The following is a 21,197-nucleotide window of genomic DNA, read 5'->3' as shown; positions in this document are numbered from 1 at the left end:
CCAGTGCGCGGCATCTTATAGTGCCCGATTCCTGAACCGAAACCGCACGACCCATGAAGACCAAAGCCGCCGTCGCCTGGCAATCCGGCCAACCCCTGACCATCGAAACCGTCGACCTCGAGGGGCCGAAGTTCGGCGAGGTGCTGGTCGAGATCAAGGCCACCGGCATCTGCCACACCGACTACTACACCCTCTCGGGCGCCGACCCAGAAGGGATCTTCCCGGCCATCCTGGGCCACGAAGGCGCGGGCATCGTGGTCGACGTCGGTCCCGGCGTCACCTCGCTCAAGAAGGGCGACCACGTCATTCCGCTCTACACGCCCGAATGCCGACAGTGCAAATTCTGCCTCTCGCGCAAGACCAACCYGTGCCAGCTGATCCGCGGCACCCAGGGCAAGGGCCTGATGCCCGACGCCACGAGCCGCTTCAGTCTCGACGGCAAGCCGATCTTCCATTACATGGGCACCAGCACCTTCAGCAACTACACGGTGGCGCCCGAGATCTCGCTGGCCAAGATCCGCGAGGACGCGCCCTTCGACAAGGTCTGCTACATCGGCTGCGGCGTGACCACCGGCATCGGCGCCGTGATCTTCACGGCCAAGGTCGAGGCCGGCGCCAACGTGGTGGTGTTCGGCCTCGGCGGCATCGGCCTCAACGTGATCCAGGGCGCGAAGATGGTGGGCGCCGACAAGATCATCGGCGTCGACCTGAACCCGGCACGCGAGGCGATGGCGCGCAAGTTCGGCATGACGCACTTCATCAACCCGAAGACGACCGAGAACGTGGTCGATGCCATCGTTCAGCTGACCGACGGCGGCGCCGACTACAGCTTCGAGTGCATCGGCAACACGCAGGTGATGCGCCAGGCGCTCGAATGCACGCACAAGGGCTGGGGCCGCAGCATCATCATCGGCGTGGCCGAAGCCGGTGCCGAGATCAGCACGCGCCCGTTCCAGCTGGTCACCGGCCGCAAGTGGGAAGGCTCGGCCTTCGGCGGCGCGCGCGGACGCACCGACGTGCCGAAGATCGTCGACTGGTACATGGAGAACAAGATCAACATCGACGACCTGATCACGCACACCATGCCGCTGGAAGACATCAACAAGGGCTTCGACCTGATGAAGCGCGGCGAGTCCATCCGTGGAGTCGTTCTCTACTAGCGCAGCCATGGCGCGCATGGAGCCGCTGCGCACGATCCGGGCCGGCGTGCTCGACATCGCGTATTTCGAGACCGGCCCCGCGGACGGGCCGCCGGTGTTGCTGATGCACGGCTTTCCGTACGACATCCACAGCTATGTCGAGGTGGCGCCGATGCTGGCGCAGGCCGGCTGCCGGGTGATCGTGCCGTACCTGCGCGGCTACGGCGCGACGCGCTTCCTGAGCGACGCGACGCCGCGTTCGGGCGAGCAGGCGGCACTCGGCGCCGACCTGCTGGCGCTGCTCGATGCGCTGGCGATCCCGCGCGCCGTGCTCGCGGGCTACGACTGGGGCGGACGCGCGGCCTGCGTGGTGGCGGCGCTGTGGCCCGAGCGTTGCGCCGGGCTGGTCTCGTTCAACAGCTACAGCATCCAGGACATCGCCAAGGCGATGCGCCCCGAGCCGGCCGAGAACGAACATCGGCTCTGGTACCAGTACTACTTTCACGGCGAACGCGGACGAGCCGGACTGGCAGAGGATCGACGCGGCATTGCGMGACTGCTCTGGCGGCTCTGGTCGCCGACCTGGGCCTTCGACGACGCGACCTTCGAGCGCAGCGCGGCCGCTTTCGACCATCCCGATTTCGTCGACGTGGTGATCCAGTCGTACCGCCACCGCTTCGGCCTGGTGCCGGGCGATCCGGCCTACGCAGCCATCGAGGCGCGGCTTGCCGCACAGCCGCCGATCAGCGTCCCCGCCATCACCTTCGACGGCGCCGACGATGGCGTGCGCCCCGCGAGCGAAGCTTCGGCGCATGCCCATCGCTTCACCGGCCCGCGCGCTCACCGCATCGTGCCCGGCGTCGGCCACAACATGCCGCAGGAGGTGCCGCGCGTGTTCGCCGACGCGGTACTCGAACTCGTTTCCGCATCGAACCCATGACAGTCCGTTTCAAACCACTTTCCGAACACCGCTGCTTCGGCGGCACGCTGCGCTTCCTCGAACACGACTCGCGCGAGATCGGCCTGCCGATGCGCTTCTCGGTCTTCCTGCCGCCGCAAGTCGAGCATCGGCCGGTGCCGGCGTTGATGTACCTCGCGGGCCTGACCTGCAACGAGGAAACCTTCATGGTCAAGTCCGGTGCGCAACGGCTGGCGGCCGAACTCGGCCTGGCACTGATCGCACCCGACACCAGCCCGCGCGGCCCCGCGGTCGAAGACATCGAAGGCGCCATCGCCAGCTGGGATTTCGGCATCGGCGCCGGCTTCTACCTCGATGCCACCGAGGCGCCGTGGGCGACGCACTGGCGCATGGAAAGCTGGATCGTCGAAGAACTGATGCCGCTGATCGCGCAGCAGCTGCCGATCGACGGCCAGCGCATCGGCATCTTCGGCCATTCGATGGGCGGCCACGGCGCGCTGACCCTTGCACTGCGCCACCCGGGCCGCTTCAAGTCGCTGTCGGCCCTGGCACCGATCTGCGCGCCGACGCAATGCCCATGGGGCGACAAGGCATTYCGCGGCTACCTGGGCACCGACCGTTCCGAATGGTTGGCGCACGACGCCAGCGCGCTGATGCAATCGCAGAGCGCGGCGCCCTTCCCGGAAGGCATCCTCATCGACCAGGGCCTGGCCGACAAGTTCCTCGCCGACCAGCTGCATCCGGAGCTGTTCGAGGCCGCCTGTTCCAGTGCCGGCCAGCCGCTCACGCTGCGCCGCCACGCGGGCTACGACCACGGCTACTACTTCATCCAGAGCTTCATGGCGGACCACCTGGCGCACCACGGCAAGCGCCTCCTGCGGGCCTGAACGCGCCATGGTCGCCACCCCTGCCTTCCTCCCGCTGCTGAGCTACGAGGTCAACAGCGCCTCGGACGCACTGCGCCGCAGCGCCGCCCTGCGCTTTCGCCGCGAACACGACGTGAGCCTGATGGAATGGCGCACGCTGGCGCTGATCGAGCATCTGCAGCCGGTCACGCTGCGCGCCCTGACCGACTATTCGAGCACCGACAAGGCGCAGATCAGCCGCATCGTGAGCGCGCTGGTGGAGCGCGGCATGGTCGATCGGCGCGCCCACAGCACCGATGCCCGATCGGCCCAGCTGGCGCTCACCGCACCGGGCCGCAAGAAGGTCAGGAGCCTGGCCCGCACCGCGCAACTGCGCGACCGCAGCTTCCGCGGCGAGCTGAGCGCGCAGGAGGCCGACCAACTGGTCGCCACGCTTCGCAAGCTCAAGGCCAAGGCGCTCGCCCTGATCGAGGAAGAGGAAAAGGCGCAGCCCCGAGCGCGGGCCCGCACTTGATCAGCGGCCCGGCTCCGAAGGCTGCGGATCGTGGAAGTTGCCGGCCTCGAAGCAGACCAGGTCGTCATCGGGATCGAAGCCGACGCCGGCCGGATCACCGCCTTCGGCCACCACCTTCACCTGCTCCTGCACCAGCCGGCGCAGCAGTGCGATGCCGCGGTCGCTGGTCGCCAGGTTCTCGTGCGAGTGCCAGGTGATGTCGCCCTGGCTCTTCTGCGCCTCGTAGTCGCCCGGGAAGCTGCGATGCTCCTGCGGCGTCAGTTCGCTCCAGAGCTTGCCGCCCTGGCGCGAACGGAATCCCCGGAGTTCGCCGGCCGTGCGCACCCGGGCCACCGTGTAGATCCTGAAGTGCGTGTCGTCCATCGGCAGCACGAAGCCGAGCGACTCGACGCGCGCATACCGGCCCACGCGCGGATTCGGCACCACCCGCCAGGTCGGCACGCAGGCCTCGGTCACGCGGCGGAAGATCGAACCGTCGTCGAGCGTGCGCAGCGAGGTCACCTTGACGCCGCGCGGCGTGGTGTCGAAGCGGATCGTCGGCGCCCGCAGCATCGCTTCGGTGAACTGCACCCCCGAAAAGCTGCCGTGCAGCACCATCACGTGCCACGGATCGACCACGTTCTCGTAGTGCTGGAACCAGTTGCAGTCGACGATCACCGGGCCGCCGCCGCCGATGCTCTGGTCGTCGGCCTCGAGGAACTCGCCCTCCTCCAGGCTTTCGAAAGGCTCGAAGCGCGGCAGCACCGGTTGGCGATCCGGCGGGCCCATGTAGGCCCAGACCAGGCCGTAGCGCTCCGCCACCGCGTAGGCCGGCTGCAGCATGCGGCCGACCCGGGTGCCGCCGTCGGGCTCGCACGGCTGTTCCAGGCATTGGCCGCCGGGACCGAACTTCCAGCCGTGGTAGCAGCAGCGGATGCCATCCTCCTCGACCTTGCCGTAGAGCAGCGAGGCACCCCGGTGCGCGCAGCGCGGATGCAGCAGGCCGGGCTGGCCGTTGCCGGCCCGGAACAGGATCAGGTCCTCGCCGAGCACCCGGATCTGGCGCGGCGTCTCGCCGGCATCGCTCGCCAGCCCGACCGGATGCCAGTAGCGGCGCAACAGCTCGCCCATCGCGGTGCCTCGGCCCGTGCGCACGAGTTCGTCGCGAACGACAGGCTCCGGCAGTTCGTAGGCGCTGCGGATCGGGATGATGCGTGAATGGTCCTGCGGCGCGTTCATGTGCGGGCTTCCTTCGATGGGGTCATTCCGGCTCGACACCGGCGGCTTTCATCAGCGCCAGCCACTGCGGCGCGTCGCGCTTGTAGACCTCGGCCAGTTCCTCCGGCGTGCTGGCGATCGGGTCCTGGCCCTGATCGACCAGGCGCTGCGCGACTTCGGGCGTGCGGATCGCGGCGACGAAGGCCTTGTTGAGCCGGTCGATCACCGGCTTCGGCGTGCCGGCAGGCACATACACGGCCACGTAGCCCGCCAGCTCGAAGCCCGCGAAACCCTGCTCGCCGAAAGTGGGCAGCTCGGGCAGCCCGCCCGAACGGCGCGGGCCGGTCATGCCGAGCGCCTTGATGGCATTGGCGCGCACCAGTGGCCGGGCGCTGACCGGACTCGAGAACGTGGTGTCGAGGACGCCGCCACGCACGTCGCCGAGCGCGGAGACATCGCCCTTGTAGGGAACGTGCTGCATCTCGAGGCCGTAGCGCGTGCGCAGCAGTTCGCCGAAAAGATGCGCCGACGAACCCTTGCCCCAGGTGCCGTAGGAGATCGGGCGCTTTTGCGCCTTGGCCCATTCGGCGAACTCCTTCAGGTTGTTGTAGGGCGCCGTGGCGGGCCCGGCGAACATCACGCTGCCGAGCGAGACCAGCGTGACCGGTGCGAAGCCGGACACCGGGTCGTAGGGCAGCTTCTTGAAGGCGCCGGCGTTGTTGATGGTCGTGCTGCTGGTGGTGACCARCACGGTGTAGCCGTCGGGTGCCGCCTTGGCGGCGGCATCGGCGCCGACGATGGTCGCGGCGCCCGGCTTGGCATCCACCACCACCGGCTGGCCGACCTCGATCGCCACCCTGTCGGTCATCGCGCGCACCGCGACGTCGATCGCACCGCCCGGCGCGAACGGGACGATCACCCGGATCGGCTTGGCCGGAAAGGGCTCCTGGGCCCAGGCCGCCGGCCAGGCGCCGGCCGCCATCGCTGCCGAGAACAGGCGGATCGCATCCCTGCGTCCGGCGTCGAATGTGTGGTGCATTGCACTGTCTCCGCGGGATTCTTATATTGTTGATGCTATCAACGATATCCGGGACCGTCAACGAAGCACAATCGACGCCTCCGACCGGTCATCCGAATGAAGAACACCCTCCCGCCCCTGCCCGAACGCGAAGACATCGCCCTGCTCGACCCCTTCGAGGGCCTGGGCCTGAATGCCATCCGGGTGGTCGCCAGCGCACGGGACGCGGCGGACGCCGCGGCGGCGCTGCTGGCCAGCCGCGTGGTCGGCTTCGACACCGAATCGAAACCGACCTTCGCCAAGAACGAGGTCTCGGGCGGGCCGCACGTGGTCCAGTTCGCCACCCGCGACCAGGCCTGGCTGTTCCAGCTGCACCGCAGCGAATTCCACGACACGCTGGCGACGCTGCTCGGCAGCTCGGAATTGATCAAGGCCGGGTTCGGCTTGTCGAGCGACCTGAGCCTGATCCGCCAGCGCTTCGGCGTCGAGCCCCAGGGCGTGCTCGACCTCGACGGCGAATTCAGACGCCGCGGCTACCGCAGGTCGGTCGGCGTCAAGACCGCGGTGGCGCTGGTGTTCGAGCGGCGCTTCGTCAAGTCGCGCAAGGCCACGACCTCGAACTGGGCCAACCGGCAGTTGACCGACGCCCAGCTGCGCTACGCAGCCAACGATGCCTACGCAGCGATCCGCGTGTTCGATGCCCTGGGATTAGGCTCTCCCCCAGGTTGACTCACTTCGTGTGCTTTCGCGCTCACAGCCACGCGCGCACGCGCGCCACCAGTTCGGGCAGCGGCGCCGTGGCGTCGACCTCCAGCACGCCGGGCTCGTCGACCGGAGACTCCAGGGTCGCGAACTGGTTGGCGACCAGGCTGGCCGGGAACATGTGCTCGCCGGCGCGCGCCGCCACCCGGCGCTCGGCCTCCTCCGGCGTCAGGGCCATGAAGACGAAACGAAGCCCCGGCACCGCGGCGCGCAGCCGCTCGCGGTAGTCGCGCTTCAGGGCCGAGCAGGTCAGCACGGCGCCTTCGCGGCGGCGGGCGAGCTCTTCGCCGAGGGTCGCCAGCCAGCCCTCGCGATCGGCATCGGTGAGCGCGATGCCGGCGCGCATCTTGCTCACGCTTTCGGCAGAATGGAAGTCGTCGCCCTCGATCAGCGGCAGGCCGGATTCCCGCGCCAGCGCCGCGCCGAGGCTCGATTTGCCGCAGCCGGAAACCCCCATCACGACCACCCAGGTGGCCGGCATCGTCTCCGGAAAGTAAAGCTTCGCCATTCGCTCCATTGTGTGTCCATCTCTACCTGAGATGGCGAGTTTCGCCCAGAAGTAACAATTCGCATCCATGGTCCCCCGCATGGTGCTGACCGCGATGCAGGAGGCCGAGGACGGCATCACCGGCCTGGCCGCACTGGAGCGCGCCGCAACACAGTCGCAGACCACGGTGGCCAGCACGCGCCGGGTGCTCGAGATGTCGGCCAGCCGCGACGAGGGCGGCGACTGGTGCGGCGTCGCGCCGCGCGGCGCTGCCGGCGACGACACCGCTAGAACAGACTGCCCTGCCCCGCTGCGCCAGGGGGTCGGAACGCGCCGAGGTCCATCGCGATCCGCTCGCGGTTGAAGCCGAGGCGCCGGGTCGCCTTCTCGAAGCGCTGGCGGATCAGGTCGGCCCACAGGCCGCTGCCCTTCATGCGGGTCGCGAAGTCGGCGTCGTAGTCCTTGCCGCCGCGCATCTCGCGGATGCGCGCCATGATGCGGTCGGCCCGCTGCGGGTAGTGCAGTTCGAGCCATTGCTTGAACAGCGGCGCGACCTCCCACGGCAGCCGGATCACGGTGTAGAAAGCGCAGCGCGCGCCGGCCTCCCAGGCCGCTTCGAGCACCTGCTCCATGTCCTCGGTGACGAAGGGAATCTGCGGCGCCACGCTGACGCCCACCGGCACGCCGGCGTCGGCCAGCGTGCGCAGGGTGCGCAGCCGCCGGTGCGGCGCCGCCGCGCGCGGCTCCAGCTTGCGCGCCAGATCGCCGTCGAGCGTGGTGATCGTCACGTAGACGGCGGCCAGCCGCTCGGCCGCCATCGGCGCGATCAGGTCGAGGTCGCGCTCGACCGCGCTGGACTTGGTGACCAGCGCGAAGGGATGGCGGGTCTCCTTCAACAGCGCGATCACCGAGCGCGTGAGCCGCAGTTCGCGCTCGATCGGCTGGTAGCAATCGGTGGCGGTGCCGATCGCGATCTGGCTCGGCCGGTAGGCCTTGCGGCCGAGTTCGGCGCGCAGCACCTCGGCGATGTTGCGCTTGGCGATCAGCTTGGTTTCGAAGTCGAGGCCCGGCGAGAGATTGAGGTAGCTGTGCGTGGGCCGCGCGAAGCAGTAGATGCAGCCGTGCTCGCAGCCGCGGTAGGGGTTGAGCGAGCGATCGAAGGGGATGTCGGGCGAATCGTTCTCGCTCAGCACCGATTTCACGTCCTCGAAGCGGACCTCGGTCTGAAGCGGCGGCAAGCCCTCGGCTTCGGCCTCGCCCTCCTCCAGCGTGCCCCAGCCGTCGTCGAAGGCGTCGCGGACGTCGCGCTCGAAGCGATGCGGCAGCCGCGTGGCGGCGCCGCGGCCCTTGAGGGCGTGGACGGGGATGAAGGTGTCGGTCATGGCGTCCGTCGAATACTGGATGAAATCACAGTATTTCACGTTTCCGCCAAGGTCGGAGCAACGAACTGCAACCGAGCGCCGACCCGCTTGACGGCTTCGGGTCCTCGGCTAAGCTGCAGATCGTCCGTCAAGCCCGCCATGCCCCGCCGTCCCGAAAACCTCTATCCCCAGTACCACGCCCACATCTACTTCGGTCCCGACACGGCCGCCCAGGCGCGCCGGATCGCCGAAGATGCGGGGCGCGAGTTGCTGGTGGTGGTGGGCCGGGTGCATGAGCGCCTCGTCGGCCCGCATCCGCAATGGAGCTGCCAGATCGCCTTCGACGCCGCCGAGTTCGACGAGGTAATCGCCTGGCTGGAGGCCCACCGCGGCGGGCTCGACGTGTTCGTGCACGGCCTCACGGGCGACGACTACCTGGACCACACCGCGCACGCGATGTGGCTGGGCAACGAATGGCCTCTCGACCTGCGCATGTTCCGCCGGCCGGCCGAGTGAACCGGCGGCGGCCCGGCCTCAGAACTCCGCATCGAGCTCGTCGATCTCCTCGGGCTCCTGCTTCGCCGCCTTGATCCACTCCTGCATCGCAGGCAGCTCGATGATGCGCTTGCAGTAGCCGGCGCAGACGGTGTCGAGCGACACGTCGTAGGTCAGGAAACGCGTCACCACAGGCGCGTACATCGCATCGGCGATGCAGGGTTGCTTGCCGAACAGGTAGGGGCCGCCGTAGGTCTTCAGGCATTCGCGCCAGATCGCGACCACGCGGTCGATGTCGGTCTGGGCACGCGACCAGATCTTGAAGTTCGGGAACCTCGCCTTGACGTTCATCGGCAGCGAACTGCGCATCGAACTGAAGCCCGAATGCATCTCGCCGCTGATCGCCCGGCAATGGGCCCGGGCCTTGGCATCGGCCGGAAGCAGCCCGGCCTTGGGCTTGATCTCGTTCAGGTACTCGCCGATCGCCAGCGTGTCCCAGACCTTCACGCCGGCATGCTCGAGCGAAGGCACCAGCATCGAGGCCGAGAGCAGCAGCATCTCGGCCTTCATGGCCGGATCGTCGGGCGGGATCACCTTTTCGCTGAAATCCAGCCCCGCGAGCCGGCACATCAGCCAGCCCCGCAGCGACCAGGCGCCGTAGTTCTTGCTGCTGATGGTGAGGACGGGTTTGACCATGGGGACGCTCCTGGGTTGCCGGATCGGCGCTGTAACTGTGCAAGCCCTGTGCCAGAACAGTGCACCGCCCCGGCTTGGCCCGCAACTTGCCTGCAGCCATGGCATGCTGTACCGGGCCTACCAAACACACACCGACCTGCTCTCGCCGTCCCGGCTTGCAGCCCAATACATCGGCGGCGGCGTGTGGCATTCCAAGTCGGACCGCACCGCCGGCCGCCGGATCGCGGCAGCGCTGGACGTCTACGCCCACCTGCGACTGACGCACACGCGGCCCGACTACGGGATCCAGCGCGTGACGAGCGAGGGCCAGGAGGTGGCGGTGCAGGAAGAAGTGGCGCTGGTCGCGCCCTTCGGCACCCTGCTCCACTTCCGCAAGAACACCAGGACGGTGCAGCCCAAGGTGCTGCTGGCCGCACCACTGTCGGGCCATTTCGCGACCCTGCTGCGCGAAACGGTGCGCACCCTGCTGCGCGACCACGACGTCTACCTGACCGACTGGCACAACGCGCGCGACGTGCCGCTGTGGAATGGCGGCTTCGGGCTCGACGACTACACGCTGCAGATCGTGAGTTTCCTCGAGGCGATCGGCCCGGGGGCCCACATGGTGGCGGTCTGCCAGCCTTGCGTCGCCGCGCTGGCCGCGACCGCGCTGATGGCCGAAGACGACAACCCGGCCGCGCCGCTGAGCCTGACGCTGATGGCCGGGCCGGTCGACTGCCGCATCAACCCGACCGCGGTGAACAAGCTGGYGACCGACCGCCCGATCGGCTGGTTCGAACGCAACCTGATCAGCCGGGTGCCGTGGCCGCATGCCGGCATGATGCGGCGCGTCTATCCGGGCTTTCTGCAGCTCAGCGCCTTCATGAGCATGAACCCGGACCGCCACAAGGAGCAGTTCAAGAAGCTCTACCACCACCTGGTCGAGGGCGAGCTCGATCAGGCGGCGACGATCCGCAACTTTTACGAGGAATACCTGGCGGTCAACGACCTGCCGGCCGAGTTCTACCTGGAGACCGTGGAGCGCGTGTTCCAGACCTACGACCTGCCGCGCGGCGCGCTCACCGTCGGTGAACGCAAGGTCAACCCCGCCGCGATCCGCCGCACCGCGCTGATGACGGTCGAGGGCGAGCGCGACGACATCTGCGCGGTCGGCCAGACCGTGGCGGCGCAGGACCTCTGCACCAGCGTGCGCCCCTATCTCAAGACCCACCACCTGCAGGCGGGCGTCGGCCACTACGGCGTCTTCAGCGGCAGCAAGTGGAACACGCAGATCTATCCGCGGGTGCGGGAAATGATCCACACCGCGCAGGAATTGCACTAGACATCATGGTCGCTCGATAGGGTCGCGAAGGCCTGCCAGGACGGGCCGATCAAGGCGCGCGACGCGGCGCATGTGCGTTGGCACATGCAAGGAGTGCAGCGCCGAGTGGCTCGTCCTAACAGGCCTTCCCTCCGGGTTGCCGGGCGCGCTTGTCTTCCCTGCGGAATGCAATCGTTTTCGCAGGCACGCACGCACGGCCGGACAGACCGGGTCGTTTGTTCAGTCCGCGAAGTAACTCGCCGGAGCCTGCTCACGCAGCGCGGCGAGGTGTTCGGTGATGTGATTGATGTGGGACGCGACGCTCGCGCCCAGACCCGCCACGTCGCGCGATGCCATCTGCGCCAGCATCTGCTCGTGTTCCCTCAGCGCGCGCTCGGCGTGGCCCGCGACATGGCCCAGCAGGAGCCAGCGTACCCGGTCGAACTGGCGCTTGATCGGTTCCAGCATGGCCCAGATGTGCTCGCGGCCCGCGAACTCGAAGAGCCGGCGATGCATCAATTCGTCCAGTTCGGAAAACCGGTCGATCTCGCCGCTCGCGACCGCATTGCGCTGGCGCTCGACGATCTGGCCGAATTCGGTCAGCTGGGCCGGCGTGATGGTCTGCGCGAGCTGCACATGGCTCGCGCATTCCAGCGTACTGCGCACGAAGCGGCCTTCCTCGAGCAGCGACATGCGCACCGGCGCCACGATGGTTCCGACCTGGCGGTAGATCAGCACCAGTTGCTCATCCGCCAATTGCGCCAGTGCTTCGCGCACCGGCGTGCGGCTGACATTGATCAACTTGGAGATCGTGGCTTCAGAAAGCGCCGTGCGCGGGGGAAGCGTGCCGCGCACGATGGCTTCTCTCAGTTGACTGTGCACCTGCGCGGTGTAGGAGCGTTCTGGGTCGAGCTTGAAGCCGTTCAACGCGGTGACCAACGCCCCTTCGACGTGCTGCGGATCGGCTTTGGGGTCGCTGGAGGGGGCTCGGGCGGGCATGAAGGCACTTCCTGATGTGATGAGCCACTTTACACCATGGTAGTGAACACGACAAAGACGCAGTCATCAGGGTTTCCCCGCTCCTATAGCATCCGGAATGCTTCCTAGACTCGCTCTATCGTGCCATACCACCATGGTACTGTGGTAACCCATCGGAGACGCGCCAGATGCCTTCGGCAGCAGACCAGAACTCGCGGCTTTCACAGCGCAGCCTGCAGTACCTCGCCGAGGGCGTCGCGCAGCCGGCCTACGACCGCACGCGTCTGGCAGGCGGCATCGTGCACCTGGGGCTGGGCGCCTTCCACCGTGCCCACCAGGCGCTCTATACCGAGTCGGTCGTCGCGCAGGGGGATATGCGCTGGGGCATCGTCGGCGTGAGCCTGCGCGACCCGCGCGTCTCCGAGACGCTGGCGGCGCAAGACCATCTGTATTCGGTGACCGAACGTCACGGCGACGAAGCGCGCACGCGCGTCGTCGGCGCGCTACGCGGCGCCCTGTACGCGCCGAGCCAGCTCGAGCAGGTCATCGCGGCCATCGCCGATCCGGCGACGGCCATCGTCACCAGTACCGTCACTGAAAAGGGCTACAGCCAGAACCCGGCGAGCAGCGACCTCGACATCGACGACGCGGCGGTGCGCCACGACATCGCGAATCCGGAGACACCGAAAACCACGCTCGGCGTGCTGGCCGCCGGCCTCCGTCGCCGCGCCGCCGGCGCGCCCTTGACGCTGGTGTGCTGCGACAACATGGCCGGCAATGGCGACACCTTGCGCAAGCTGCTCGTGCAGTACGCGGACTTGTTCGATGCGAAGCTCGCACGCCGCATCGAAGTGGAAATCGGCTGCCCGAACAGCATGGTCGACCGCATCGTGCCGGCTGCGACGCCCGCCTCGCTCGACTGGGCTGCCGCCAGGCTCGGCGTGCGCGACGAGGCCGCCATCTTCTGCGAGCCGTTCACCCAGTGGGTGATCGAAGACCGCTTCGCCGGCATTCGGCCCGCCTGGGAAGACGCAGGCGCCTTGCTGACCAGCGATGTGCGTCCGTATCAGGCCATGAAGCTGCGCCTGCTCAACGGCACGCACTCGGCGCTTGCCTACGCAGGCCAGATGTGCGACCTGGAGACAGTGTCCGACGCGATGGCGCATCCACTGGTCGGCGGGTTCGCGCGCCGCCTGATGTTGGAGGATCTTCGCGCGACCGTCGCGGCCCCACCGGGCTACGACGTGCTCGCCTACTGCCACGAATTGCTCAAGCGCTTCGAAAACCCGACACTGGCCCATCGTACGCAGCAGATCGCGATGGACGGCACCCAGAAAATCCCGGTGCGCTGGCTACCCGCCTTGCGGGAGAGCCTGGCTGCCGGCGTAGAGCGCCCGCAACTCGAGCGCGCGCTGGCGGTCTGGCTGTACTACCTCGCCACCGGACGCAGCGTCAGCGGCGCAGAGCTCGTCATCAGCGACCCCGGTGCCGCAGCACTCGCCGAGCGCGCAAGGCAAGCCGCCAACGACACCGATGCGGCGAACGCCGCGTTGGCGCACAGCAGCGTGTTCGGCACAGCGCCCTGGCCACCGGCCTTCGCCGACCGTCTGGCGCGGCACCTGTCCACCCTGCGCAAGGGAGGCATGACTGCATTGCTGATCCCCTGAATCGCGCATCCGATACCCCTGACCCTCACAAGACCCAACGGAGACCCTTGCCATGACTTTCGCGCCCACCCGCCGCCAGTTCGTCACCACCATCGCCACGACCGGCGTAGCCGCCACGCTGCCAACCCGCTTTGCCTTTGCGCAAAGCGAGATCAAGCTCAAGTACGGCACGGCCTTCCCGGCCGATCATCCCGGCAGTCTGCGCATCAAGGAAGCGGCAGAAGCCATCCGCAAGGACACCGGCGGCAAGGTCGATCTTCAGGTCTACCCGACCAGCCAACTCGGCAGCGAACCCGACATGATTTCGCAGACGCGTGCTGGAGCCATCGACCTCATGTCCACCGCCGGCACCAATCWTCAGACACTGGTGCCGACCGCCGGCATCAATGGCGTGGCCTTCGCGTTCAAGGACTATGACGTGGTGTGGGCCGCGATGGACGGCGATCTGGGCGCGTACGTGCGAGCCGCACTGGCCAAGGTCAACCTGTACGCGTACGACAAGTGTCTGGACAACGGATATCGCAACATCACATCGGCCAGCAAGGCCATCGTCACGCCTGCGGACCTGAAGGGATTCAAGATCCGTGTGCCGGGCATCCCGCTGTGGATCTCGATGTTCAAGGCGCTGGGCGCATCGCCCACCGCCATCCCGTTCGGCGAGCTGTACTCGTCGCTGCAGACCAAGGTCGTCGATGGGCAGGAAAACCCGCTCGCTCTCATCCAGAGCGCCAAGCTGTACGAGGTGCAGAAGTACTGCTCGCTCACGGCCCATACCTGGGACGGCCACTTCATCTTCGGCAACGCGAAGAAGCTGCAAGCGCTGCCCAAGGAGGTCCAGGAGTCGCTGTCGAAGAACCTCAACGCTGCCGCCCTCAAGCAGCGCGAGGACATCGCCAGGCTCAACGCCGACGCGCAGGCCCAGCTGACCAAGCTGGGCGTGACGTTCAACAAGCCGGATCCGGCGCCCTTCCGCGACATGCTCAAGAGCGCGGGCTTCTATACCGAATGGAAGGGCAAGTACGGCGACGAGGCCTGGGCCAAGCTCGAGAAGTACTCGGGCAAGCTCGCCTGACGACTGCGAGCAGACAGACCGATCAGGAGCGCGCCATGCAGTCCACCGTCGACCCGCTCGATATTGCCCCGCCTGCCACTTCACGCTGGTTCGACCGCTTGCTGGCCTGGGTGACCGAGGTTCCCGCCGCTGCCATCGTGGTGGCCGAGGTTCTCATCCTCGGTGGCGGCGCGTTCGCGCGCTACGCCTTGCACGAGCCGATCACCTGGACCGACGAACTCGCCAGCATCCTGTTCCTGTGGCTGGCGATGCTCGGTTCGAGCATCGCACTGCGCCGTACCGCCCACATGCACCTGACCACCTTCGTCAAGGACCTGCCCCCTGAAAGGCGCGCCTGGCTCGACGCACTCGGCATGTGCCTGGTGGTCGCGTTCCTGGTCATGCTGGCCGGCCCGGCCTGGGAGCATTGGCACGAAGAGATCGAGGTCTCCACGCCGGTGCTCGGCATCAGCGAGGGATGGCGCGCAGGCGCCGTGTTCGCCGGCGCCGTGCTGATGCTGGTGACTGCCGTGACGCGGCTCGTCGAGCAGGCGAGCTGGAAGCAGATCGCGCTCACCGGTGGCGCGGTGGCGCTGGGCGGCGCGGCCCTCTGGCTTCTGTCGCCGACGCTGGCGAGCCTGGGCAACGTCAACCTGGTCATCTTCTTCCTGCTGATGCTCGTCGGCTGCATCGTGATCGGCGTACCCATCGCGTTCGCCTTCGGCCTGGCGACGATGTCGTACCTGGCGTTCTCGACCACCACGCCGATGTCGATCATGCCCAACCGCATGCAGGAAGGCATGTCGCACCTGATCCTCCTGGCTGTACCGCTCTTCGTCTTCCTGGGCTCGCTGATCGAGATGACCGGCCTGGCCCGCGCGATGATCAACTTCCTCGTGAGCCTGATCGGCCATGTGCGCGGCGGATTGCAATACGTGCTGCTCGGCGCGATGTACATCGTGTCGGGGATCTCGGGTGCCAAGGCTGCCGACATGGCGGCGGTGGCCCCTGCGCTGTTTCCCGAAATGAAGAAGCGCGGCAGCAAGGACGGCGATCTGATCGGTCTGCTGTCGGCCTCGGGCGCGATGTCGGAAACCATCCCGCCGAGCATCGTGTTGATCACGGTCGGCTCAGTGACGGGGGTGTCGATCACCTCGCTGTTCGTCGGCGGGCTGATGCCGGCGGTGGTCGGCCTGGTGCTGATGGCAATCGTGGTCTGGTGGCAAACGCGCCGGGAAGACATGTCCGGCGTCACCAAGGCATCGCGCCGGCAGATCGGCAAGCTGCTGCTGGTGGCGCTGCCCGCGCTCGCGCTGCCGGTCATCATTCGCACCGCGGTGGTCGAGGGCGTCGCGACGGCCACCGAAGTCTCGACCATCGGCATCTTCTATACCGTGCTGGCGGGCCTGTTCATCTACCGGCAGTTCGACTGGCGCCGCATCTATCCGATGCTGCTCGACACGGCATCGCTGTCGGGCGCGATCCTGCTGATCGTGGGCTGCGCCACCGCGATGGCATGGGCGCTGACGCAGTCGGGCTTCGCGCAGGACCTGGTCAAGATCATGACTGCGGTGCCGGGCGGCAAGATGGGCTTTCTGCTGGTGTCCGCTCTCGCGTTCGTGGTGCTGGGCAGCCTGCTCGAAGGCATCCCCGCGATCGTGCTGTTCGGACCGCTGCTGTTTCCGATCGCCAAACTCGTCGGCGTCAACGAGGTGCACTACGCGATGGTCGTGATCTTCGCGATGGGGCTCGGGCTGTTCGCTCCTCCGTTCGGTGTCGGCTTCTATGCGGCCTGCGCCATCGGACGCGTGTCGCCCGACATCGCCATGCCGCGCGTGTGGCCCCATATGGCGGCGCTGTTCATCGCACTCCTGCTGCTCGTATTCGTGCCGTGGTTCTCGGTCGGGTTCTTGTAGGCCCGCGCCGCTCGGATCCTGCGCTCATTTCGGACCGGATGTCGGCCGGCCGTCGCCCTTGCATCACCGCACTTCCTACCTGGAGAATGAATTGAAGATCGAACGCATCCAGACCATCGTCACCTGCCCGGGCCGCAACTTCGTCACCGTCAAGATGGTCACCGATGAAGGGGTGGTCGGGCTGGGCGACGCCACGCTCAACGGCCGCGAGTTGGCGGTCAAGGCCTATCTCGACGAACACGTGTTCCCCTGCCTGATCGGCCGCGATCCGCGCAACATCGAGGACATCTGGCAGTACCTCTACCGTGGCGCCTACTGGCGGCGAGGGCCGGTGACGATGACCGCCATCGCTGCCATCGACATGGCGCTCTGGGACATCAAGGGAAAACTGGCCGGCATGCCGGTGTACCAGCTGCTGGGCGGCAAGAGCCGCGATGGCCTCATGGTCTACGGCCACGCCAACGGCCGCGACCATGCCGAGGCCATCGAGGCGGTCCAGAAACACAAGGAGGAAGGCTTCAAGGCCATCCGCGTGCAGTCCGGCGTGCCCGGGCTCGAGAAGACCTATGGGGTCGGCAAGACCAAGGGCTTCTACGAGCCGGCCGAAAAAGGTCTGCCACCCGAAGAACCCTGGGACACATCGCTCTACCTGCGCCATACGCCGGAACTGTTCCGCAAGGTGCGCGAGGCGGTCGGCTTCGACACGCATCTGCTGCACGACGCGCACCACCGCCTGACGCCGATCGAGGCGGGCCGCCTCGGCAAGGAACTCGAGCCCTACAGCCTTTTCTGGATCGAGGACGCGACGCCGGCCGAGAACCAGGAAGCCTTTCGCCTGATCCGGCAGCACACGACCACGCCGCTGGCGATCGGCGAGGTCTTCAACTCGATCTGGGACTGCAAGGACCTCATCAGCGAACAGTTGATCGACTACATCCGTTGCACCATCACGCATGCGGGCGGCATCACGCACGTGCGTCGCATCGCCGACTTCGCGGCGATGTACCAGGTGCGCACCGGCTTCCATGGCGCCACCGACCTGTCCCCGGTGTGCATGGCCGCGGCCGTGAACTTCGGCCTGTGGGTGCCCAACTTCGGTATCCAGGAGCTGATGCCGCATACGCCGCTGACCGACGAGGTGTTCCCGCACAACTACCGCTACGAGGACGGCTACCTGGTCATGGACGAGGTGCCGGGCCTCGGCGTCGACATCGACGAAGAGCTCGCAGCGAAATACCCGTACGAGCGAGCCTATCTGCCGGTCGCACGGCTGCGTGACGGCTCGATGTGGAACTGGTAGCCGCCCGCACCGGGCCTTCGAAACAGCGTACGAAACACAAGGAATCCATCATGCTCAGCGTCGTTGTCGATCAACCCAACAGCATGGCCGTCGTCGAACGGCCCATGCCCGAACCCGCGGCCGGCGAGGTGCGCGTGCGCGTGCGCTTCGCGGGCATCTGCGGCTCCGACCTGCACATCTTCCACGGTCACAATCCGTTCGTCTCGTATCCCAGAATCATCGGCCACGAGTTCGTCGGCCGCATCGAATCGGTGGGGGCGGGCGTGAGTGCGTCGCGCATCGGCGAGACGGTGGTGGTTGATCCGGTCATCAGTTGCGGCCAATGCCATGCCTGCCGGATCGGACGCCAGAACGTCTGCAGCCGCCTGCAGGTCATCGGTGTGCATCGCGATGGCGGTTTCAGCCAATACGTCTGCGCGCCCGAAAAGAACGCCTACGTCGTGCCAAAGGACCTGGCGCATGCCAGCGCCTCGGTGATCGAACCCTTCGCGGTCGCAGCCAACGTGACCCACCGCACCGGTGTCATTGCGACCGACGTCGCCCTGATCTATGGCGCCGGGCCGGTCGGGCTCAACCTGATGCAAGTGCTCAAGCGCGTCTACGGCATCCGCGCCTTCATCACCGATCACTTTGACGAGCGGCTGGCGCTGGCGCTCGCCTGCGGTGCGGCGGATGATGAGATCATCAACACGTCGCGCGAACCTCTTGCGGATGCCCTGTCCAGGCGGGGCGTCAAAGGCGGGCCGACGCTGATCTATGACGCCGTATGCCATCCTTCGATCCTCGAAGAGGCCGTGCGCATCGCGGCGCCGGCCGGCCGGATCGGCGTGCTTGGCTTTTCCGCGACACCCTCCGCCATCCCGCAACAGGAACTGACCAAGAAGGAACTGACGCTGTACGCATCGCGCCTGAACTGCGCCATGTTTCCAACCGTGATCGACTGGATCCAGCGCGGGCTGGTCGACCCCGGCCGCATCATCAGCCACAAGGTTGATTTCCGTGACGTGGCCGGGGCCTTCGACATCGCTGAACGCAATCCGCGATACAGCTGCAAAGTGCTGCTGGATTTCGGCGAAGGTGCCTGATCGCCCGCAGGCAGCTTCGAAGATGACCGCATCCGCCTAGGCGGCACCAGCTAGCCGCCAGGCGGCACCAGCGCCTGCCGCAGATGCGCGATCAGCGCCTGCGACACCACGTTGCGCATCGGCCCGGGCAGGTAGACCAGCACGATGCGGCGCTCGATGTGGGGCCTGGCCAGCGGCAGCACGACCAGGTCGTCGTCGCGCAGCGACGACGTGTAGAGCTGCGGCATCAGCCCGAGCGCCAGCCCGCCGCGCACCAGGGCGTAGAGCGTTTCCGAGTAGCTCACACGGTAGGGCTCCGCGCCCTGCGCGAACTGGGCGCGGGCCGGATCCCCGAGGGCCGGCATGCTGCCGCTCTCGAACAGCACCAGGCGTTCATCGCCGATCGCCTCCCAGTCCGCGCCGCCCGCCGCGGCCAGCGGGTGGTCGCGCCGCACCACCAGCACCAGGGGATCGCGGAACAAGTCGACGCAAGCCAACCCGCCCGGCGGCTCGGTGATCGCCGCCACGGCCAGGTCGAGCTGGCCACTGCGCACTTCGGCCAGCAGCGTGTTCGAGGGGGCGTCGCGCCAGGCGAACTCGACGCCGCGCGGCGCGTCGCCAGCGATGAAAGCGGCCACCGCCGCCGCGACGCGGGCGCTGGCCGAAGGGATCACGCCGATGCGCACGAAGGCCCGTCCGCGCTGCACCGTGCTCTCGATGTCGCGCAACGCGACCTCGAAGGTGTTGACCAGGTAGTCGGTGCGCGCGAGCACCTCGGCGCCGACCGGCGTGAGCGCGAGCCGATGCGTCGAGCGGCTCAGCAGTTCGGCCCCCAGCAGCTTCTCCATCTGCTTGATCGCATTGCTCAGCGCCGGCTGGGTGATCGACAGCCGACGCGCGGCGCGCCCGAACTGGCCTTCCTGCACCAGCACCGAGAAGCACTGGAGCTGGCGCAGCGTCAACGCACGAAGGGGCAAGGAGGGCATCGACCCGGAAATAGATTGAATGAATGAAATTATAGAAATTCAAAATTTTCCTTATTTCAAGGCCCTCCCTAGACTGGCCGGCATGCGCACCGCCGATACCGCCGATACAACCACCCCGGTCACCCTCGAAGCCTTCCTGCGAGCGATCCCGAAGGTCGAGCTGCACTGCCACCTGTTCGGCACGGTCCGGCACGCCACCTTCGCGGACCTGAACCGCCGCGCCGGCTCGCCGCTGGGCAACGACGAGATCGAGGGCTTCTACACCCGCGGCGAGAAGCCGGTCGGGGTGCTGCGGGTGCTGCGCGCGCTCGATGCGCAACTGGTGCGCAGTGCCGACGACCTGCACCGGATCGCCTTCGAATACCTGCAGGACGCCGCCTCGCACCAGGTCCGCTACAGCGAGTTCTTCTGGAACCCGACGGGCACCGTGCACGCCTCGGGCATCGGCTACCGCAAGGCGCAGGATGCGATCGTCAACGCCATCCACGACGCGCAGCGGGAGTTCGGCATCGTCGGCCGGCTGATCGCCGCGATCGACCGCGAGGCCAGCCCCGACGCGGCCGTCGAGATGGTGCAATGGGTGACCGGGAACCGATGCGAGGAGGTGATCGGCATCGGCATCGACTACCGCGAGGTCGACCGGCCGCCCGAACTCTTCCACGAGGCCTACCGCGACGCCCGGCGCGCCGGCCTCAAGACCACGGCCCACGCCGGCGAGTTCGGCATGCCTTGGAGCAACGTGCGCACGGCGCTCGACCTGCTGAAGGTCGACCGCATCGACCACGGCTACACCGTGGTCGACCGGCCGGAGTTCGCACGCGAATGCGCCGAGCGCGGCGTGGTCTTCACGGTCGTGCCGACCAACTCCTACTACTTGCGCACCTTGCCGCCGGAGCGCTGGGCGCTCGACCACCCGATCCGCCGCATGCCTGGCCTGGGCCTGCGGATCCACCCCAACACCGACGACCCGACCCTTCACAAGGTCACGCCCACCGGGGCCTGGCTGATGATGGTTCGCGACTTCGGCTTCGATCTCGACGACCTGCGCGGCTTCATGCACAACGGACTCGACGGCGCCTGGATCGACGACGCGCAGCGTCGCCACTGGCGCAGCGCATGGAGCGCCGAATTCGACGCCCTGCGTGCCGGCCTTTCCCAAGCCTCCTCCTCGGCGACCCCATGAAGAATCCCCTCGTCAAGCCCCTGTTCCTCGCCTCCGTGCTGCTGGCCGCGCTGCCCGGCGCCGCCCTGGCACAGCCGCCGTCCTGGCCCGCTGCCAAGCCGATCACGCTGATCGTCCCCTATTCGGCGGGCGGCAGCGTGGACTACAGCGCCCGCCTGGTCGCCACCAAGCTGGGCGAGCGCCTCAAGCAATCGGTCGTGATCGAGAACGTGACCGGCGCGGGCGGCGCCATCGGCGTGGCCAAGGCGGCCAATGCGGCGCCCGACGGCTACACCCTGGTCGCCGGGCCGGACAGCGC

At 67.5% G+C, this 21,197-nt stretch carries 21 protein-coding genes and 1 pseudogene; 15 read left to right on the top strand and 7 right to left on the bottom strand.

Features of this window, described 5'->3' with window-relative positions; translation table 11 throughout:
* Nucleotides 1-53: 53 nt before the first annotated feature.
* From AC1D2E_RS27210 to AC1D2E_RS27195, 4 genes are read left to right on the top strand one after another with little or no spacing between them, the layout of a single operon-like run.
* Entirely contained in the window at nt 54-1,160 is a 1,107-nt protein-coding gene (locus tag AC1D2E_RS27210; protein ID WP_478200279.1) for an S-(hydroxymethyl)glutathione dehydrogenase/class III alcohol dehydrogenase, read from the top strand.
* Between the two features lie 7 nt (nt 1,161-1,167).
* Entirely contained in the window at nt 1,168-2,079 is a 912-nt protein-coding gene (locus AC1D2E_RS27205; protein WP_478200278.1) for an alpha/beta fold hydrolase, read from the top strand.
* The gene (gene fghA, locus AC1D2E_RS27200) at nt 2,076-2,945 is read left to right on the top strand and encodes an S-formylglutathione hydrolase (protein ID WP_478200277.1); all 870 of its coding nucleotides are present in this window, start codon (nt 2,076-2,078) and stop codon (nt 2,943-2,945) included. The genes AC1D2E_RS27205 and fghA overlap by 4 nt, the downstream gene beginning before the upstream one ends.
* A 7-nt stretch (nt 2,946-2,952) precedes the next feature.
* Complete coding sequence (locus AC1D2E_RS27195; RefSeq protein ID WP_478200276.1) at nt 2,953-3,438, top strand: MarR family winged helix-turn-helix transcriptional regulator; 486 nt, start codon at nt 2,953-2,955, stop codon at nt 3,436-3,438.
* Here AC1D2E_RS27195 and AC1D2E_RS27190 read toward each other — a convergent pair whose 3' ends face one another.
* Complete coding sequence (locus tag AC1D2E_RS27190) at nt 3,439-4,656, bottom strand: Rieske 2Fe-2S domain-containing protein (RefSeq protein ID WP_478200275.1); 1,218 nt, start codon at nt 4,654-4,656, stop codon at nt 3,439-3,441.
* 22 nt (nt 4,657-4,678) lie between these two features.
* The gene (locus AC1D2E_RS27185; protein ID WP_478200274.1) at nt 4,679-5,674 is read right to left on the bottom strand and encodes a Bug family tripartite tricarboxylate transporter substrate binding protein; all 996 of its coding nucleotides are present in this window, start codon (nt 5,672-5,674) and stop codon (nt 4,679-4,681) included.
* A gap of 96 nt (nt 5,675-5,770) precedes the next feature.
* Between AC1D2E_RS27185 and AC1D2E_RS27180 the strand changes: the two genes are divergently transcribed.
* Entirely contained in the window at nt 5,771-6,382 is a 612-nt protein-coding gene (locus tag AC1D2E_RS27180) for a 3'-5' exonuclease (protein WP_478200273.1), read from the top strand.
* Nucleotides 6,383-6,404: 22 nt separating this feature from the next.
* On the opposite strand, the gene AC1D2E_RS27175 is transcribed toward AC1D2E_RS27180, so the two are convergent.
* Nucleotides 6,405-6,932, bottom strand: coding sequence for a gluconokinase (locus AC1D2E_RS27175; RefSeq protein WP_478200272.1), 528 nt, complete (start codon nt 6,930-6,932; stop codon nt 6,405-6,407).
* Between the two features lie 67 nt (nt 6,933-6,999).
* On the opposite strand from AC1D2E_RS27175, the pseudogene AC1D2E_RS27170 reads away from it, so the two are divergent.
* A pseudogene (locus AC1D2E_RS27170) lies at nt 7,000-7,143 on the top strand (efflux transporter outer membrane subunit); the annotation flags it as partial.
* A gap of 46 nt (nt 7,144-7,189) precedes the next feature.
* On the opposite strand, the gene AC1D2E_RS27165 reads toward AC1D2E_RS27170, so the two are convergent.
* On the bottom strand, nt 7,190-8,284 hold the full coding sequence (locus AC1D2E_RS27165) for a PA0069 family radical SAM protein (protein WP_478200280.1): 1,095 nt from the start codon (nt 8,282-8,284) through the stop codon (nt 7,190-7,192).
* Between the two features lie 138 nt (nt 8,285-8,422).
* On the opposite strand from AC1D2E_RS27165, the gene AC1D2E_RS27160 reads away from it, so the two are divergent.
* Entirely contained in the window at nt 8,423-8,779 is a 357-nt protein-coding gene (locus AC1D2E_RS27160) for a DOPA 4,5-dioxygenase family protein (protein ID WP_478200271.1), read from the top strand.
* Between the two features lie 18 nt (nt 8,780-8,797).
* Here the strand turns inward: AC1D2E_RS27160 and AC1D2E_RS27155 are convergent, their stop codons facing one another.
* Nucleotides 8,798-9,454: a glutathione S-transferase gene (locus AC1D2E_RS27155; RefSeq protein ID WP_478200270.1), complete on the bottom strand. Its 657-nt coding sequence runs from the start codon at nt 9,452-9,454 to the stop codon at nt 8,798-8,800.
* A gap of 103 nt (nt 9,455-9,557) precedes the next feature.
* Between AC1D2E_RS27155 and AC1D2E_RS27150 the strand changes: the two genes are divergently transcribed.
* Complete coding sequence (locus tag AC1D2E_RS27150; RefSeq protein ID WP_478200269.1) at nt 9,558-10,775, top strand: polyhydroxyalkanoate depolymerase; 1,218 nt, start codon at nt 9,558-9,560, stop codon at nt 10,773-10,775.
* A 219-nt stretch (nt 10,776-10,994) separates the two neighbouring features.
* Here the strand turns inward: AC1D2E_RS27150 and AC1D2E_RS27145 are convergent, their stop codons facing one another.
* Nucleotides 10,995-11,753: a GntR family transcriptional regulator gene (locus tag AC1D2E_RS27145; RefSeq protein WP_478200268.1), complete on the bottom strand. Its 759-nt coding sequence runs from the start codon at nt 11,751-11,753 to the stop codon at nt 10,995-10,997.
* Nucleotides 11,754-11,920: 167 nt separating this feature from the next.
* Here AC1D2E_RS27145 and AC1D2E_RS27140 point away from each other — a divergent pair, with 167 nt between their 5' ends.
* From AC1D2E_RS27140 to AC1D2E_RS27120, 5 genes are all read left to right on the top strand, one after another.
* Complete coding sequence (locus AC1D2E_RS27140) at nt 11,921-13,399, top strand: mannitol dehydrogenase family protein (protein ID WP_478200267.1); 1,479 nt, start codon at nt 11,921-11,923, stop codon at nt 13,397-13,399.
* 52 nt (nt 13,400-13,451) lie between these two features.
* On the top strand, nt 13,452-14,471 hold the full coding sequence (locus tag AC1D2E_RS27135) for a TRAP transporter substrate-binding protein (RefSeq protein WP_478200266.1): 1,020 nt from the start codon (nt 13,452-13,454) through the stop codon (nt 14,469-14,471).
* A gap of 35 nt (nt 14,472-14,506) precedes the next feature.
* The gene (locus tag AC1D2E_RS27130; protein WP_478200265.1) at nt 14,507-16,366 is read left to right on the top strand and encodes a TRAP transporter large permease; all 1,860 of its coding nucleotides are present in this window, start codon (nt 14,507-14,509) and stop codon (nt 16,364-16,366) included.
* Nucleotides 16,367-16,457: 91 nt separating this feature from the next.
* A complete protein-coding gene (gene manD, locus AC1D2E_RS27125; RefSeq protein ID WP_478200264.1) occupies nt 16,458-17,666 on the top strand; it encodes a D-mannonate dehydratase ManD in 1,209 nt (402 codons plus the stop codon).
* Between the two features lie 50 nt (nt 17,667-17,716).
* A complete protein-coding gene (locus AC1D2E_RS27120) occupies nt 17,717-18,751 on the top strand; it encodes a Zn-dependent oxidoreductase (RefSeq protein ID WP_478200263.1) in 1,035 nt (344 codons plus the stop codon).
* A gap of 50 nt (nt 18,752-18,801) precedes the next feature.
* On the opposite strand, the gene AC1D2E_RS27115 is transcribed toward AC1D2E_RS27120, so the two are convergent.
* The gene (locus AC1D2E_RS27115; RefSeq protein WP_478200262.1) at nt 18,802-19,716 is read right to left on the bottom strand and encodes a LysR family transcriptional regulator; all 915 of its coding nucleotides are present in this window, start codon (nt 19,714-19,716) and stop codon (nt 18,802-18,804) included.
* Nucleotides 19,717-19,798: 82 nt separating this feature from the next.
* On the opposite strand from AC1D2E_RS27115, the gene AC1D2E_RS27110 reads away from it, so the two are divergent.
* Nucleotides 19,799-20,899: an adenosine deaminase family protein gene (locus tag AC1D2E_RS27110; protein WP_478200261.1), complete on the top strand. Its 1,101-nt coding sequence runs from the start codon at nt 19,799-19,801 to the stop codon at nt 20,897-20,899.
* On the top strand, nt 20,896-21,197 hold a 302-nt coding region (locus tag AC1D2E_RS27105), incomplete at its 3' end, for a Bug family tripartite tricarboxylate transporter substrate binding protein (protein WP_478200260.1). The genes AC1D2E_RS27110 and AC1D2E_RS27105, both read left to right, overlap by 4 nt.

The sequence above is a fragment of the Variovorax sp. P1_H2 genome (genome assembly GCF_056405295.1).
This window is presented reverse-complemented; position numbering and strand designations above follow the sequence as displayed.

What these genes read in the sequence shown, in the direction of transcription:
- AC1D2E_RS27195 (WP_478200276.1), top strand. Translation starts at nt 2,953, where the DNA reads ATGGTCGCCACCCCTGCCTTCCTCCCGCTGCTGAGCTACGAGGTCAAC.
- AC1D2E_RS27190 (WP_478200275.1), bottom strand. Translation starts at nt 4,656, where the DNA reads ATGAACGCGCCGCAGGACCATTCACGCATCATCCCGATCCGCAGCGCC.
- AC1D2E_RS27180 (WP_478200273.1), top strand. Translation starts at nt 5,771, where the DNA reads ATGAAGAACACCCTCCCGCCCCTGCCCGAACGCGAAGACATCGCCCTG.
- AC1D2E_RS27175 (WP_478200272.1), bottom strand. Translation starts at nt 6,932, where the DNA reads ATGGAGCGAATGGCGAAGCTTTACTTTCCGGAGACGATGCCGGCCACC.
- AC1D2E_RS27165 (WP_478200280.1), bottom strand. Translation starts at nt 8,284, where the DNA reads ATGACCGACACCTTCATCCCCGTCCACGCCCTCAAGGGCCGCGGCGCC.
- AC1D2E_RS27160 (WP_478200271.1), top strand. Translation starts at nt 8,423, where the DNA reads ATGCCCCGCCGTCCCGAAAACCTCTATCCCCAGTACCACGCCCACATC.
- AC1D2E_RS27155 (WP_478200270.1), bottom strand. Translation starts at nt 9,454, where the DNA reads ATGGTCAAACCCGTCCTCACCATCAGCAGCAAGAACTACGGCGCCTGG.
- AC1D2E_RS27145 (WP_478200268.1), bottom strand. Translation starts at nt 11,753, where the DNA reads ATGCCCGCCCGAGCCCCCTCCAGCGACCCCAAAGCCGATCCGCAGCAC.
- AC1D2E_RS27140 (WP_478200267.1), top strand. Translation starts at nt 11,921, where the DNA reads ATGCCTTCGGCAGCAGACCAGAACTCGCGGCTTTCACAGCGCAGCCTG.
- AC1D2E_RS27130 (WP_478200265.1), top strand. Translation starts at nt 14,507, where the DNA reads ATGCAGTCCACCGTCGACCCGCTCGATATTGCCCCGCCTGCCACTTCA.
- AC1D2E_RS27120 (WP_478200263.1), top strand. Translation starts at nt 17,717, where the DNA reads ATGCTCAGCGTCGTTGTCGATCAACCCAACAGCATGGCCGTCGTCGAA.
- AC1D2E_RS27115 (WP_478200262.1), bottom strand. Translation starts at nt 19,716, where the DNA reads ATGCCCTCCTTGCCCCTTCGTGCGTTGACGCTGCGCCAGCTCCAGTGC.
- AC1D2E_RS27110 (WP_478200261.1), top strand. Translation starts at nt 19,799, where the DNA reads ATGCGCACCGCCGATACCGCCGATACAACCACCCCGGTCACCCTCGAA.